The following is a 13,772-nucleotide window of genomic DNA, read 5'->3' as shown; positions in this document are numbered from 1 at the left end:
TCAACCCATCAGGCCGCACTCAAGCGGCCTGATACAGTTTGAGCCAGCCTTACAAAGGCGGCAGAGTGGTTGCATCGCGCAGGTCTGAAGAAACCCGGTCTTTCTGAGCCTTCCAAGCCTTACGCGTATTTTCCCCCGCATTGTTCCAACGGTCTGTAACGTTCTTTTCTGCGTTGGTTACGCGGTCACGCTGCGCCTGTAGTCTTTCACGCGCTTCCTCACCGCTGTTGTTCCAACGATCCCGAACGCTCTTTTCCGCATTGGTGACACGGTCACGCTGCGCCTGCAGTTTCTCACGTGCTTCCTCACCGCTATTATTCCAGCGGTCCCGCACATTCTTTTCCGCGTTGGTGACACGGTCACGCTGTGCCTGCAGCTGTTCACGCGTTGCTTCAGTGCTGTTATTCCAACTGTTGCGCACCTGATCCCGCGCAGCTTGACCACTGTTTCTGAAACCAGATGTCAGATTATTGGCATCATTGCGCACGCTATCACGCGTTGCATTCAGTTGGTCTTGTGCATCCTGCTGCAGGCAACCTGTCAGAGACAGGCATGGATCAGCATGTGCCAAAGATGCCGTGCCAGCCAACGCTGCCACAGATAAACTCATCACCGCAAATTTCTGAATAAACCTCATAATAACCTATTCTTTCTTCAATTCTGTCCACACGAAGTGGAGCGTTAATGAATTTTTAGACATGTAATTCTGGCAAAAAATAGTCCACCCCGGCCCTTGCGAGAACACGATTGCAGACGCAGCATAGCGACAAGTATTTTCGAGAAACTCAAGGATCATGCGTATCGTGATGAAATCTGTTTTCTACCCGGCAAAATGGCCAAGTTTTAGCAAGATGAAGCTTGCTGGCTCTTTGGCGGTTGCCCTTAGCCTATCCACCGCAGCCATAGCCGCAACCGAGCCATTACCACCGCCAACCAAGCCCATACCCCCATTAACAGGCCCAGCTCCGGCACAAACGCAAACAGATACATTTCACAATGAAGCAGCCCTGCTGCCTCAGGATGCCATCACGCATCACACTGGCATTTTTGATAAGCGCAAGATCTCCTACACAGCCCATACCGGCACTCTGACGCTACGGGATGATGAAGGCGCCCCTACAGCACGTGTTTTTTACGTTGCCTATACGCAGGATGGTGTAGATCCGGCACATCGGCCCGTTGCCTATTTCTTTAACGGTGGCCCGGGTGCAGGCACGGCTTACCTGCATTTAGGTGCAGCTGGACCTTCCGTTCTCTCTTTCCCCAATGGCAACCCGGCAGATGGGGCCAATGCCCAGCTTACCCCCAACACTGAAAGTTGGCTAGCTGCGGCGGATCTTGTGTTTATAGATGCACCCGGCACGGGCTGGTCTATCCCCACAGATGCCAAAAAAGCCGCCAAGACATTTTACGGTGTCAAACAGGATGCCCACGCATTTGCCAAGGCCATTCAACTTTGGGCACAAAGCAATAATCGGCAGATTTCTCCGCGCTATCTTGTAGGTGAAAGTTACGGTGGCCTACGGGCCATTGAAGTTGCAGATGCCCTCGCGCAAGAACAAAACATTCTGGTGAACGGGATCATCATGATCTCACCTGCACTGGATATGACACTGCTGGACACAGCCAATGATATTTTGGCAACCAGCTTTGTCCTGCCCTCTCTGGAAGCATCCCAACTGGCGCTCCAACATAAGCTCACACCAGAAAATGCCGCCGGACATTTGGATAGCGCATACCATTACGCCATTGGCCCATACCTCAGCACCTTGGCCAATACGCCACTTGCCGGAAATGCTGCACAAGATTTTTATGAAGACGTTGCCGCGCATTCCGGCATACCGCTTGAAACTGTCGTAAAAGAAAGCGGCATGCTGCAACCAGAGGCTCATGATGTGCGCAGCCGTGGTGGGCGACTTTATTCTCTGTACGATGGTACGTTTTCTATTGCCGATCCATTCCCCGAAGGTGTGGAAAATGGTGCAAGCCCAGACCCGATTCTGGACGGCTTTACGCGTGCCTATGGCAGTGCATTTGAGCAATATGCCGCAACAAACCTGAACTTTCGCACGCCACTGACTTATTCACTATTGAACATGAAGGTGAATGAAGCGTGGGACTATCGAGATGGAAGCACCCCTCTTATCCGCCCCATTCCTACTCTCCGCCGTCTTTTAGCACTTAACCCGACATTACGGGTTTTTATTGCCAACGGGTATTATGATCTGGTCTGCCCCTTTGCTTCATCACGCTGGGTTGCTGAGCATATCCCTGTAGGCAGAAACCGTATTGCCCTGCATACCTACCCCGGCGGGCATATGCTTTATATCCGTGCAGACAGCCGCGCAGCCCTTGCGCAAGATGCCAAAACTTTCATGACGCCATAAAAAAACGGGTGGGGAATTTCTTCCCCACCCGTTTTTGCCAAACGGTAAACCGTTTTTCCCGACAGATCAGCGCTTGCTGAACTGGAAGGAACGACGTGCCTTGGCGCGACCGTATTTCTTACGTTCGACCTTACGGGAGTCACGCGTAAGGAAGCCAGCAGCCTTAAGGATGCTGCGCAGTTCTGGTTCATAATGTGTCAGCGCACGGCTGATACCATGACGAACAGCACCTGCCTGACCAGACAGACCACCACCGGTTACGGTGCAAACCACATCGAACTGGTTGTAGCGGTCAGATACAAGGAAAGGCTGGGTCAGCAGCATACGCAGCACGGGGCGTGCAAAGTAGGTGCCAACCGGGCGGCCGTTAACGGTGATTTCACCCTTGCCAGGCTTGATCCACACGCGAGCAACTGCGTCTTTACGACGGCCCGTTGCATAGGAGCGGCCCTGAGCGTCACGCTTGGCTTCATAAACCGGGGCGTCAGAAGCAATTTCTGGAACCACGGTCTTCAGATCGGCCAGCGTGCCTGTACGTTCCTGAGTTTCAGACATTCTGCTCAGCCCTTCTGCACGTTAACAACGTTCTTGCGGTTCATGGCCGCAACATCAAGCTGCTGGGGGTTCTGGCCAGCATGCGGGTGTTCTGCACCAGCATAAACATGCAGGCTGCGCATCTGCTGACGCTGCAGCGGACCGCGCGTGATCATGCGTTCCACAGCTTTTTCAACCAGCTGACCCGGATTCTTGCCTTCAAGGCGCTGCTTTACAGTGCGTTCCTTGATGCCGCCGGGGTAACCGGTGTGATAGTGGAAGAGCTTCTGATCAGCCTTGCGGCCTGTCAGGGCAACTTTTTCCGCGTTGATGACAACAACGTGGTCACCGCAATCAACATGCGGAGTAAACTGAGGCTTATGCTTGCCGCGCAGGCGCTGGGCAATGATGACGGCGAGACGACCTAGAGCGAGACCTTCGGCATCGATCAGGATCCAGTTCTTCGTCACCTCCGCGGGCTTCAGCGAGAGGGTGGTCTTCATGACACTGATTCCATACTAGAACAGTTGTGTATCCAAGATGGCGCCTTATGCGGTGCTCAAAACAAAAGGTCAAGCACTGTTTGCGTTGATGTCTGTATTTTCAGGGGGTTTTCTATAGGTAACATATTACCGTATCGGCGCTTGCAGCCCCATCCGCCATGCACTAAAGCTGGTTTTGTGTCCCGAAACAGTAGGATTTCCAACGGGTGAAGAAGAACGTTCTGGTCATGATTTCCGGCATTGCCATTCTAGGTGGCATTGGTTGGCTTGGTGCACGCCATGCCGAACACCTTATGCTGGACAAAAGCATAGAGCGTTTTAGGCAAACCTTGGGGCCTGATGCTTCTTTTACATATAAGAAAGCCACACCCGGTGTACTGGGGCGCAGTGTAAAGTTTACCAGCCTTGTGTTCCGCCAAGGGCCCGAAACCATAACTGCAGATGAAGCAGAGGTTTCTAAGCCTGTTACCAAAGGCTCCGAGTCTCCACTTATTGAGCACCTTACCTTCCGCAACTTTCAAATGGCAGATACGGCAGGCAGCCTGCATCTGGCAAAACTGGCCATGGAGGGCGTGACACTCCCTGTAAAGGAAGATGTGCACACACCAGCGCATACGCTTTCCATCCAGCATGCAGAGGCCACAAAGCTGCACGGATTTATTGATAGCCTGCAATCCGACATTGCAGCCGATACCGTTACGGTAGATGACTTTGGAGAAAGCATGGCCTCACACCTTGAGGCCACAAAGCTGCAATTTTCTGCGGATGTGCCGCCTGCACGCCATGTTTCTGCTGACCATGTTGGCATTGATGGGCTGGATCTGGCCGGACTGTACAATAGCCTTACAACCGGAACAGCTTATACCGGCCGCAATGGCACCCGCGATATCCAGATTGACCACCTTGCCATTGATGGTGACAGCCCGCTTTTACGCGCTGTAAAAATTCTTTCCCATTCCAGCAGGTCTGAAGCTGCTGAACAGGAAGTTTCCAGCGTGCAGGATGCAGAACTCTGGCCGAGCTTGCCTAATATGTCGTGGCTACCCGCCCTGGGTTACGATCGCCTACGTGCCTCTGTGGTTCTGAACGACACACATGATCTCAAAACAGACAAATTGCATATTGAAGAATTGAGTGTTGATGCTGCCCAGATGGGCCGCCTGCATCTGGATGGAGATTTTGCGCAGGCAGGTTCTCATACTGTTGTAGCTGCAAATGCAGATATGCAGGTTTTACACATGCACATGAACTATATGGATCATGGGCTTGTGCCTAAAATACTGGATCAGGCTGCCAAGGCACGCAACATGAACCTGCAGGATATGCTGTCCGGCTGGCAGGAACAGACCAAACAGGGCAACAACCCGATTCTAACGCAAGCACTTGCCTACGCTCTACACCCTGAAAAAGGCCCGCTGGACATCTATATCCAGCCACAGCGCCCTCTTCCCCTCATGACAGTTCTGGCATCTTTGGGGGCTGTGGGCGTGGCACCACAAATTGCGCAGCAGGTCGGCCTTTCCCTGCACACGCCGTAATGCTGCCTCCTCAGACATCCCAACCTGCCGCAGAGCCTGTTCATGTTATCGGGGCATCAGGCCGCTCCGGGCAAGCTGTATGTCAGGCTTTGCGGGATCAAGGTATTCCTATTGTTCCGATTGTGCGTAACGCTAGCCGGGCAGCAGGATTAGAAAATATCCGCGTTGCTGATCTCACAGCCCCTACAGAGCTGGTAAAACCCGCATTGGCAGATGCCACGCGTATTGTTTGCACAGCGCATGCGCGTAATATCCCAGCCTTGCTAGCTGCGGCACCTGCTTCTGCCAAACTGGTATGTTTGGGCAGCACGCGCAAATTTACCCGCTGGCCCGATGCACACGGTAATGGGGTTCTGTTGGGTGAAAAAGCCCTGCTGGACTCCGGGCGGGATGGTATTATTTTACACCCCACCATGATTTATGGTGCACAGGGTGAAAATAACGTGCAGCGTCTGGCGGCACTCCTACGTTTTTTGCCTGTTATCCCTTTGCCCAATGGCGGCACAGCACTGGTGCAACCCATCTGGCAGGGAGATGTGACTGCCAGTATTCTGGCCGCACTTGCACAAACATGGCATGGCCCACGCAGCCTTGTGATTGCCGGGAAAAATGCCGTAACCTACAGACAGTTTGTAACTTTGGTAGAACAGGCTAGCGGATTACGCTCGCGCCCATTCATTTCATTATCCGCCAAACTGCTTATGGCGTGTGCCCGTGTAACATCTCGGGTTCCCGGGCTACCTGAAATTGGGCCGGATGAAATTCGGCGTCTGCTTGAAAACAAAAATTTTGATATTTCGCAGATGCAGGATTTTCTGGGTGTGCAGCCCATAGACCTGCAAGAAGGATTGGCGCGTACCTTTAAAAGGTAAAAACCCGCCAATCCTTACTTTTAGACAATCAAGACTGTTTGTTGGCGTCTTTTCTGGCAGCTCCGCCTCTTGGGCGCACTGCAGGCAGCATATTGCCGGTAACTGCGTAATAAACCCGTTCTGCAATATTGGTGGCATGATCACCAATGCGCTCCAGATTTTTCGCAACAAACAGAAGATGGATACACGGGCCAATCTTGCGCGGGTCTTCCATCATATACGTCACCAGTTCGCGGAACATGGCTGTATACAGCTCATCCACAGCGGTATCCGCATTCCATACTTCCATGGCGCGGGTGCTGTCATTTTCCACCATAGCCTCAATAGCCTTATGCAGGTTTTCCTGAACAAGGCGCGCCATGGCCCGTAATGGGCTAAAGGAAAATGCACCGTCCAGCGGTTCCACCTTCATGGCGCGGCGGGCAATGCTGGAGGCGTAATCGCCAATACGTTCCAGATCACCGCTCATTTTCAGAACGGCAACAATCATGCGCAAATCCACCGCCATTGGCGCGCGCAGAGCCAGAATGCGGATTGCCAGCATTTCTGCCTCACGCTCCAGCGCATCCACCTCTGTATCCAGTTCGGGTGGTTCAATCGCGGCTTCTTCGTCCTGATTCACCACTGCGGCAATGGCCTGCGCTGTCTGGCGTTCCACCAAACCACCCATGCGGGCAACAATTCCACGCAGCCGATCAAGCTCCTGATCGTATCGGGTAACGGTATGTGCGGGTTCGTTTCCCATAACGTGTTCCTTTCTGCTTACCCAAAGCGGCCGGTAATATAATCCTGCGTCTGCTGCTCACGCGGGGTTGTGAACATGCGTGCCGTGCTGTCTACTTCAATCAGCTTGCCCATATAGAAAAACGCCACCTGATCCGCACACCGCGCAGCCTGCTGCATGTTGTGCGTTACAATAGCAATGGTGAACTCCGTTTTCAGTTCATCCAAAAGTTCTTCAATACGGGCTGTGGAAACTGGATCCAACGCACTTGTAGGTTCATCCAGCAGAATAACTTCAGGCCGTACAGCAATTGTGCGCGCAATGCACAAACGCTGCTGTTGGCCGCCAGACATGGCCGTAGCAGAACTGCTGAGCCTATCCTGCACCTCAGACCACAAAGCCACGCGCCGCAGGGCATCTTCTACCCGTCCATCCATTTCTGAACGGGAAACACGTTCATGCAGCCGAATACCAAAAGCAATATTATCGTAAATGGACATCGGGAATGGCGTGGGTTTCTGAAACACCATACCAATGCGAGAACGCAGAACGTTCAAGTCCACCCCGGCGGCCAGAATATTCTGGCCATCAAATATGACTTCGCCCGTGGCCTTCTGGCCCGGATACAGGTCATACATCCGGTTTAACACACGCAGCAGGGTAGATTTACCACACCCTGATGGACCGATCATGCCCGTTACGCTGCGCTCGGGAAAATTAAGAGAAATATCGTGCAGCGCGTGTGACTTGCCGTAATAGAAATTCAGATCCCGCACCTGCAAGGCAATCGGGCGGGCATCTTTTTCTGTCTCAGCAACAGTCACTGTCTGCTCTGCGGCAACGGTTTCCGTTTGGACCTCTACGCTCATGTCCGTCCTCCACGGGTTCCTACCCGCACCACAATATTAATGACCAATACACCAAGTGTAACCAGCAGCGCACCTGTCCAAGCCTGCTGCATCCAATCCTGATAAGCGGAACCTGCATACTGGTAGATAGCTACGGGCAGGCTGGCCATGGGCCTGTTCATATCAACAGACCACTCGGAGTTCCCCAGTGATGTAAACAGCAGCGGCGCTGTTTCACCCGCCACACGTGCCACGGCCAGCAGCACACCAGTAAGAATGCCACCGCGCGCTGCACGTAGGCAGATAAACAGAATGACCCGCCATTTGGGGGCACCCAACGCAATACCTGCTTCACGCATGGCAACGGGCACCAGATAAAGCATGTCCTCTGTTGTGCGCACCACAATCGGCATAGCCAGAATGGCAAGAGCCAAAGACCCCGCATAACCAGAAAAATGCCCCAGCGGCGCCACCAGCACCATATAGATAAACAGACCGATCAGAATGGATGGGGCAGAAAGCAGCATGTCAGAAACAAAGCGCACCGTGCGCGCCAGCACGCTGTTTGCTCCGTATTCTGCCAGATAAATACCTGTCAGCAGCCCAGCCGGTGTGCCCAGCAAAATGGCCAGCCCGGTTTGCAGAAGGCTGCCCATAATGGCGTTTGCCAGCCCACCATTCTGGCCCGGTGCCGCCATAGAATGCGTAAACAGGTTAATGCTCAGTCCAGCCAACCCGTTTTTAATCAGTGTCCACAAAATGGACCCCAAAACACACACAACAATCAGCATGGCCAGCCAGCTCAGGCCGGTTGCCATTCTGTCGGTGATTTTTCTGCGCAACAGAAGCGAGGCAGAACGATCAGACCGAAGGAGAGAACGTGACGTAGCCATTCTTAACCTCCCGCAGCTTTTTGCCCACGGGCCAGAAGCCAGCGAGAGAACCAGAGTGTCAGGAACGAAATTGCCATCAGGATAGCCCCCAGCGCCATGAGAGACGCCAACTTCAGGCTACCTGCCGCGCTTTCAGGGAATTCCAGAGCGATAAGAGAAGCAATGGTGTTAGCCGGGGCGAAAAGTGACCAACCGATATGGTTGCTATCACCAATAACAAAGGTCACAGCCATTGTTTCACCCATGGCGCGGCCCATGCCCAGCACAACCGCGCCAATCACACCTTGCCGAGACCACGGCAACACCACGTTGCGCATAACTTCCCACCGCGTAGCGCCCAGGCCGTAGGCACTTTCACGCAATACCGTTGGCATGGAAACAAACACGTCCCGCATCACGGCGGTAATGGAAGGCGTAATCATGATTGCCAGAATAAGGCTGGCGGTGAACAAGCCCGTGCCAAATGGTGCACCAGCTACAAGCGCAGAAAGCCCAGGCACGTGCCCGAACAGATGCCGGGCCGTAGGCTGCACATAGTGGGCCACCAACGGCACCACCACAAAAAAGCCCCACATCCCGAAGATAATGGAAGGCACAGCAGCCAGAAGCTGCACAGCCATGCCAATAAAAGCTGCGGCTGCCGGAGGGGCAAGTGCTGCAAGCCAGAATGCAGTACCAAAAGCCAATGGCACGGCCACAACAAGCGCCATCGCACTACTAACAATAGTGCCAAAAACGGGTGCCGCTGCCCCAAAATGCTGGGTAACAGGGTTCCACACCGCAGATATAAGGAATTCAGGGCCAAAAACAGCAAAGGCTTTCCAGCCCCCTACTGCCATCACACCAATAATGGCCCCCAGCACCACCAGAACACCAATACCGGTTGCCATCACCAGCATCCTAAAGAAAGGATCTGCTGTGCGAACACCTCCGGCTGGGTGGTTCTTTTTTGTTGCGGGCAGGGGCTGCCTTGCGGAAATTTCCATCTGCTCTCCGTTCCGAACGTCCGCCGGATGCGAGGAGGAATACTGAACGCCTCCGTCTCCTGCAACATAATCCCCGCAAGAAAGCTGGAGAAAAGCAGATTTGTCACAAAACTGTAGCAGGAAAAACCACTATCCGCCCTTAGGCCGTAATCCCGGCCTGACAGAAGTTTCTTTGTAGTCTGAAGTTTCTTTGTAGTCTAATGTGCAGCCCCCATATATCTGGCGGACGCCAGATTGCTCCGGAACCACACAGCAGACAGAAACCAGAGAGAAGACCCCACCATGGCCGGTTACAGATCCCGCACCACCACACACGGGCGCAACATGGCAGGCGCTCGCAGCCTGTGGCGCGCCACCGGGATGAAAGACTCCGATTTTGGCAAACCCATTATTGCGGTTGCCAACTCCTTTACCCAGTTTGTGCCCGGCCATGTGCATCTTAAGGATATGGGCCAGCTTGTGTGCCAATCCATTGCCGAAGCTGGCGGAATTGGCCGTGAATTCAATACCATTGCGGTGGATGATGGCATTGCCATGGGCCACGGCGGCATGTTGTACAGCTTGCCCTCGCGCGAGCTGATTGCCGATGCCGTGGAATATATGGTGAACGCACATTGTGCGGATGCACTGGTTTGCATCAGCAACTGCGATAAAATTACGCCGGGCATGCTTATGGCCGCCATGCGGCTGAATATCCCCACCATTTTTGTTTCCGGCGGCCCGATGGAAGCCGGACGCGTAACACTGGCGGATATTGAACAGCGGGCAGACCTTGTCACTTCCATGGTTTCTGCAGCCAACCCGAATGTAAGCGATGCCGATTCGCTCGCCATTGAACGTTCGGCTTGCCCTACCTGCGGTTCCTGCTCCGGCATGTTCACCGCCAATTCCATGAACTGCCTGACAGAAGCTCTGGGTCTTTCCCTGCCCGGCAATGGCAGCCTTGTAGCCACACATTCCGCACGACGTGGCCTGTTTGTAGAAGCCGGGCAGCGCATTGTGGATATGGCCCGCCGTTATTATGAGCAGGAAGATGCCTCTGTGCTGCCACGCAGCATTGCCACCATGGATGCGTTTGAAAATGCGATGTCCGTTGATATCGCCATGGGTGGTTCCACCAACACTGTGCTGCATCTTCTGGCTTCTGCGCATGAAGGCGATGTGCCCTTTACCATGAAGGACATTGATCGCCTTTCCCGCAAGGTGCCGCATCTGTGCAAGGTTTCCCCTTCCCGCCCGGATGTGCATATGGAAGACGTGCACCGTGCGGGCGGCATTCCGGCCATTATGGGTGAGTTGGATCGGCTTGGCCTGCTACACCGCGATGTGCCTATGGTGCATTCTGCCAACCTGCCCGAAGCCCTGAAAAAATGGGACATTCGTGCTCCGGGTGCTGAAACCAACACCACAGCGCGAGACTTCTTCCGTGCTTCTCCGGGCGGTGTGCGCACTACGGAAGCGTTCTCTCAGTCCAGCCAGTATCATGAGCTGGATATGGATACGGAAAACGGCGCCATCCGCAACGGGGCACACGCCTATAATCAGGATGGCGGTTTGGCTGTTCTGTACGGCAATCTGGCTGAAGATGGCGCCATTGTTAAAACAGCAGGCGTTGCCGCAGGGTTGGAAACATTTTCTGGCCCGGCCCGTATTTTTGAAAGCCAGGATGCCGCTGTTTCCGCCATTCTGGGCGACAAAATCAAACCCGGTGATGTAGTGCTGATCCGCTATGAAGGCCCCAAAGGCGGCCCCGGCATGCAGGAAATGCTTTACCCCACCAGCTATCTGAAATCCAAGGGGCTGGCTGAAAAATGCGCTCTGATTACGGATGGACGTTTTTCAGGCGGTAGTTCTGGCCTTTCTATTGGCCATATCTCCCCTGAAGCTGCCGAAGGTGGCGTGATCGGCTTGGTTGAAGAAGGTGATATTATTGAAATTGATATCCCGAACCGCAAACTGGCTGTAGCTGTGCCAGAAAGCGAGCTATCTGACCGCCGCGCCCGCATGGATGATCAGGGGGATCAGGCATGGCAGCCCAAGCGTGACCGCGTGGTTTCCAACGCACTGAAAGCCTATGCAGCCCTCACCACCAGTGCTGCCCGTGGTGCTGTAAGAGATGTAAGCCAGCTTACGCGGCGCACACCTCGTTAAAACGCAGTTTGTGAGCGTATAAGTTACAAAAACCCCGGTGGAAAATAATCCACCGGGGTTTTTTTATGATGTTTCAAACAAGCCGGATATCACCGCAACAGAGATGATATCCCGAACACAATGAAACTTACTGACCAGCGACAGGAGGCGCTTCAAGCGGAGCCGCCGGAGGGGCAGCCTGTGTTGCCGTAGCAGGAGTGGCGGCTACGCTATCACCAGCCGGAACAGCAAGCTGCTGACCATTGGTTGGCGGCTGCGGCACGTTTTCATTGGTGATAACGTAGGAGATGGATTCCGCACGCGTAATATCTACCAAATCGCCAATTTTCAGGGTCGCCAGAAAATCCTGCATGGCCTGCGTGCGCAGAACAGCAACATGCAGCGCGCCATCGTCCGTCACAAAGGAAGCCGTGTGCGTTTTCAGGTCGATTGCCTTGATGGTGCCACGTTCACGGTTGAAAGCTGCAATCACGCCGCGTGGATGACCATGCGCATAACCACGTGCTGTTGTAAGCGTGGATTCGGGCAGCGGGCTATCTGGTGGAGCCATCTGTGCGCCCAGCGTTTCCACAAACCGAATCTTGAGGTGATCACCTTCATGCAGATGCGGCAGATCACGCACAGCGCTACCGTATTCAACGGTAATCAGATGCCCATTGCCCTCGCGCAGCAGCACTTCACGCGCATCACGGTCCACTGTTTCAACCACAGCGGTTGCGGTCTGGTTTTTCAGAAGCACGGAAGCCTGAGCATGAGCTGCGGAAGGAGCAGCAGCCAAGCCAGCTACAGCGAGCGTGCACACGGCCACTGAACCTGTGACCAAAGAAGACATACGGGAAACGAGAGGATGCAACGCTCTTAATCCTTTCCAACATCAGTCTGATGCAGCCATGCGCCAGACACTGGGTTATTTTAATGCCCGTGATACAATGGTTTCACCATAACACAAGCCATGACGCCATGTTATGGGGTCTGACAACGGCGCGAGCAGAAAACAGAAAGCCCGTCTGGCAGACCAGACGGGCTTTGCTGCATGAAATCTGCAAGAAGCAAATTTTATGCGCAGGACTTCTTCTTACGCAGGAAATACACCACTGTTGCAATCAGTCCGGCAACCAGAAGACCACGCACACACGGAGATTTCGGGCACTTAACCGCACACTTGGACATGTTCTGTTATCCTTGATCTATTCCGCCCATTACAATCAGGCAGATAAGTTATCCTACCCTATACGCGCCTGCACGTCATGCCATTGAAATGCGTGTTGGCGCATGTTCATGACAGCTGCGCAAAAACCTAGACTGTCAGAATCGTACTGCCCGTTGTGCAGCGCGATTCCAACGCCCTATGGGCCTGCATTGCTTCTTTAAGTGCAAAGCGCTGGCCAATTTCTGGCTTCAACACACCCTGCTCTACCATCGCAAACAGTTCCTGCGCGCTTGCCTCCAACTCCTTACGATCTGCAATATATGTCGTCAGAGAAGGGCGTGTCAGATACAAGCTGCCATGCGCACTCAATGTGCCCACAGATATTCCCGTCACCGGCCCGGATGCATTTCCATAACTGACCATAAGCCCACGTTGGGCAAGGCAGTTCAGGCTGGTTTCAAAGGTATCGCGCCCAATGCTGTCATATACCACAGGCACCATTTTCCCGTTAGTCAGCTCTCTTATCCGGGCAGGTAAATCTGACGTTCCAATAACAACGTCTGAAGCACCACACGCTTTGGCAATGACCGCTTTTTCCTCTGTAGATGTTACGCCTATCACACGGGCCCCCAAGCGGCGCGCCCACTGGCAGACAAGCTGCCCTACCCCTCCGGCTGGGGCATAAACCAAAATATCCTGCCCTGCACGCACATGGTAAACTTGGCGCAACAACATATGGGCTGTCAGGCCACGTAAGGTCACTGCTGCTGCAATATCAAACGGAATAGTATCTGGCAGCACCACAAGCCTGTCTGCTGCAATGGTGCGATAACGGGCATAGGCCCCCGAAACTCCAGCGTAGGCAACCCGCATTCCAGGCTGAAGATGCTGTACGCTTTCGCCCAGTTTTTCCACAATACCTGCCCCCTCATTTCCGGGAGTTGCTGGCAAAGTCGGAAATGGATAGAGGCCGGAACGGAAATAAGTATCTATAAAATTAACACCTATGGCCTCCTGCCGCAGCAGAACCTCTCCTTTTTGAGGTTCTGGCACAGGTAACGTTTCAACACGCAATACCTCGGGGGAACCTGTCTGATGCACGCGCACAACCGTGTTGAGATCACTCACCATTGCCTGCCCCATTTCTCCGCTGTCAGCCGCAATGGGGCTTCATCATGCCTCAAGC

Annotated in this window: 13 protein-coding genes; 4 read left to right on the top strand and 9 right to left on the bottom strand. The window is 53.8% G+C overall.

Annotated elements, in window-relative coordinates; genetic code table 11:
- Positions 1-49 precede the first annotated feature (49 nt).
- Positions 50-610, bottom strand: coding sequence for a hypothetical protein (locus QQM41_RS07265; RefSeq protein WP_230844588.1), 561 nt, complete (start codon positions 608-610; stop codon positions 50-52).
- A 184-nt stretch (positions 611-794) separates the two neighbouring features.
- Here QQM41_RS07265 and QQM41_RS07260 point away from each other — a divergent pair, with 184 nt between their 5' ends.
- The gene (locus tag QQM41_RS07260) at positions 795-2,387 is read left to right on the top strand and encodes a S10 family serine carboxypeptidase-like protein (RefSeq protein WP_339076694.1); all 1,593 of its coding nucleotides are present in this window, start codon (positions 795-797) and stop codon (positions 2,385-2,387) included.
- Positions 2,388-2,453: 66 nt separating this feature from the next.
- On the opposite strand, the gene rpsI is transcribed toward QQM41_RS07260, so the two are convergent.
- Together rpsI and rplM are read right to left on the bottom strand one after the other, a co-directional pair.
- On the bottom strand, positions 2,454-2,942 hold the full coding sequence (gene rpsI, locus QQM41_RS07255) for a 30S ribosomal protein S9 (protein ID WP_003624653.1): 489 nt from the start codon (positions 2,940-2,942) through the stop codon (positions 2,454-2,456).
- Positions 2,943-2,947: 5 nt separating this feature from the next.
- A complete protein-coding gene (gene rplM, locus QQM41_RS07250; protein ID WP_006115057.1) occupies positions 2,948-3,424 on the bottom strand; it encodes a 50S ribosomal protein L13 in 477 nt (158 codons plus the stop codon).
- A 206-nt stretch (positions 3,425-3,630) separates the two neighbouring features.
- Between rplM and QQM41_RS07245 the strand changes: the two genes are divergently transcribed.
- Both QQM41_RS07245 and QQM41_RS07240 read left to right on the top strand, forming a co-directional pair.
- Entirely contained in the window at positions 3,631-4,962 is a 1,332-nt protein-coding gene (locus QQM41_RS07245; protein ID WP_128106076.1) for a hypothetical protein, read from the top strand.
- Positions 4,962-5,834, top strand: a complete 873-nt coding sequence (locus QQM41_RS07240; RefSeq protein ID WP_339076693.1) for an NAD(P)H-binding protein — start codon at positions 4,962-4,964, stop codon at positions 5,832-5,834. Before QQM41_RS07245 ends, QQM41_RS07240 begins: the two co-directional genes overlap by 1 nt.
- Positions 5,835-5,862: 28 nt before the next feature.
- Here the strand turns inward: QQM41_RS07240 and phoU are convergent, their stop codons facing one another.
- Genes phoU through pstC form a run of 4 tightly spaced genes read right to left on the bottom strand, consistent with a single transcriptional unit; the run spans position 5,863 to position 9,285 of the window.
- Positions 5,863-6,579 (bottom strand): phosphate signaling complex protein PhoU, encoded by a 717-nt coding sequence (gene phoU, locus QQM41_RS07235; protein WP_339076692.1) that lies wholly within the window; start codon positions 6,577-6,579, stop codon positions 5,863-5,865.
- Between the two features lie 17 nt (positions 6,580-6,596).
- On the bottom strand, positions 6,597-7,427 hold the full coding sequence (gene pstB / locus QQM41_RS07230) for a phosphate ABC transporter ATP-binding protein PstB (RefSeq protein WP_003624643.1): 831 nt from the start codon (positions 7,425-7,427) through the stop codon (positions 6,597-6,599).
- Positions 7,424-8,299 carry a phosphate ABC transporter permease PstA gene (gene pstA / locus QQM41_RS07225; RefSeq protein ID WP_050818637.1) on the bottom strand — a complete coding sequence of 292 codons (876 nt, stop codon included), beginning with the start codon at positions 8,297-8,299 and terminating at the stop codon, positions 7,424-7,426. The genes pstB and pstA overlap by 4 nt, the downstream gene beginning before the upstream one ends.
- 2 nt (positions 8,300-8,301) lie before the next feature.
- Positions 8,302-9,285 carry a phosphate ABC transporter permease subunit PstC gene (pstC, locus tag QQM41_RS07220; protein WP_014457531.1) on the bottom strand — a complete coding sequence of 328 codons (984 nt, stop codon included), beginning with the start codon at positions 9,283-9,285 and terminating at the stop codon, positions 8,302-8,304.
- A gap of 282 nt (positions 9,286-9,567) precedes the next feature.
- Between pstC and ilvD the strand changes: the two genes are divergently transcribed.
- Positions 9,568-11,436 (top strand): dihydroxy-acid dehydratase, encoded by a 1,869-nt coding sequence (gene ilvD, locus QQM41_RS07215; RefSeq protein ID WP_339076691.1) that lies wholly within the window; start codon positions 9,568-9,570, stop codon positions 11,434-11,436.
- A gap of 127 nt (positions 11,437-11,563) precedes the next feature.
- On the opposite strand, the gene QQM41_RS07210 is transcribed toward ilvD, so the two are convergent.
- The gene (locus QQM41_RS07210) at positions 11,564-12,268 is read right to left on the bottom strand and encodes a hypothetical protein (RefSeq protein WP_339078084.1); all 705 of its coding nucleotides are present in this window, start codon (positions 12,266-12,268) and stop codon (positions 11,564-11,566) included.
- A gap of 465 nt (positions 12,269-12,733) precedes the next feature.
- Entirely contained in the window at positions 12,734-13,729 is a 996-nt protein-coding gene (locus QQM41_RS07205) for a quinone oxidoreductase (protein WP_339076690.1), read from the bottom strand.
- Positions 13,730-13,772 lie beyond the last annotated feature (43 nt).

The sequence above is a fragment of the Acetobacter sp. AC2005 genome (genome assembly GCF_037901235.1).
Classification (GTDB): domain Bacteria; phylum Pseudomonadota; class Alphaproteobacteria; order Acetobacterales; family Acetobacteraceae; genus Acetobacter; species Acetobacter oryzoeni.
This window is presented reverse-complemented; position numbering and strand designations above follow the sequence as displayed.

Coding starts and splice junctions, on each gene's coding strand:
- pstB (WP_003624643.1), bottom strand. CDS start 7,427: ATGAGCGTAGAGGTCCAAACGGAAACCGTTGCCGCAGAGCAGACAGTG.
- rplM (WP_006115057.1), bottom strand. CDS start 3,424: ATGAAGACCACCCTCTCGCTGAAGCCCGCGGAGGTGACGAAGAACTGG.
- phoU (WP_339076692.1), bottom strand. CDS start 6,579: ATGGGAAACGAACCCGCACATACCGTTACCCGATACGATCAGGAGCTT.
- QQM41_RS07240 (WP_339076693.1), top strand. CDS start 4,962: ATGCTGCCTCCTCAGACATCCCAACCTGCCGCAGAGCCTGTTCATGTT.
- ilvD (WP_339076691.1), top strand. CDS start 9,568: ATGGCCGGTTACAGATCCCGCACCACCACACACGGGCGCAACATGGCA.
- QQM41_RS07260 (WP_339076694.1), top strand. CDS start 795: ATGCGTATCGTGATGAAATCTGTTTTCTACCCGGCAAAATGGCCAAGT.
- rpsI (WP_003624653.1), bottom strand. CDS start 2,942: ATGTCTGAAACTCAGGAACGTACAGGCACGCTGGCCGATCTGAAGACC.
- QQM41_RS07210 (WP_339078084.1), bottom strand. CDS start 12,268: ATGTCTTCTTTGGTCACAGGTTCAGTGGCCGTGTGCACGCTCGCTGTA.
- pstC (WP_014457531.1), bottom strand. CDS start 9,285: ATGGAAATTTCCGCAAGGCAGCCCCTGCCCGCAACAAAAAAGAACCAC.
- pstA (WP_050818637.1), bottom strand. CDS start 8,299: ATGGCTACGTCACGTTCTCTCCTTCGGTCTGATCGTTCTGCCTCGCTT.
- QQM41_RS07205 (WP_339076690.1), bottom strand. CDS start 13,729: ATGGGGCAGGCAATGGTGAGTGATCTCAACACGGTTGTGCGCGTGCAT.
- QQM41_RS07265 (WP_230844588.1), bottom strand. CDS start 610: ATGAGTTTATCTGTGGCAGCGTTGGCTGGCACGGCATCTTTGGCACAT.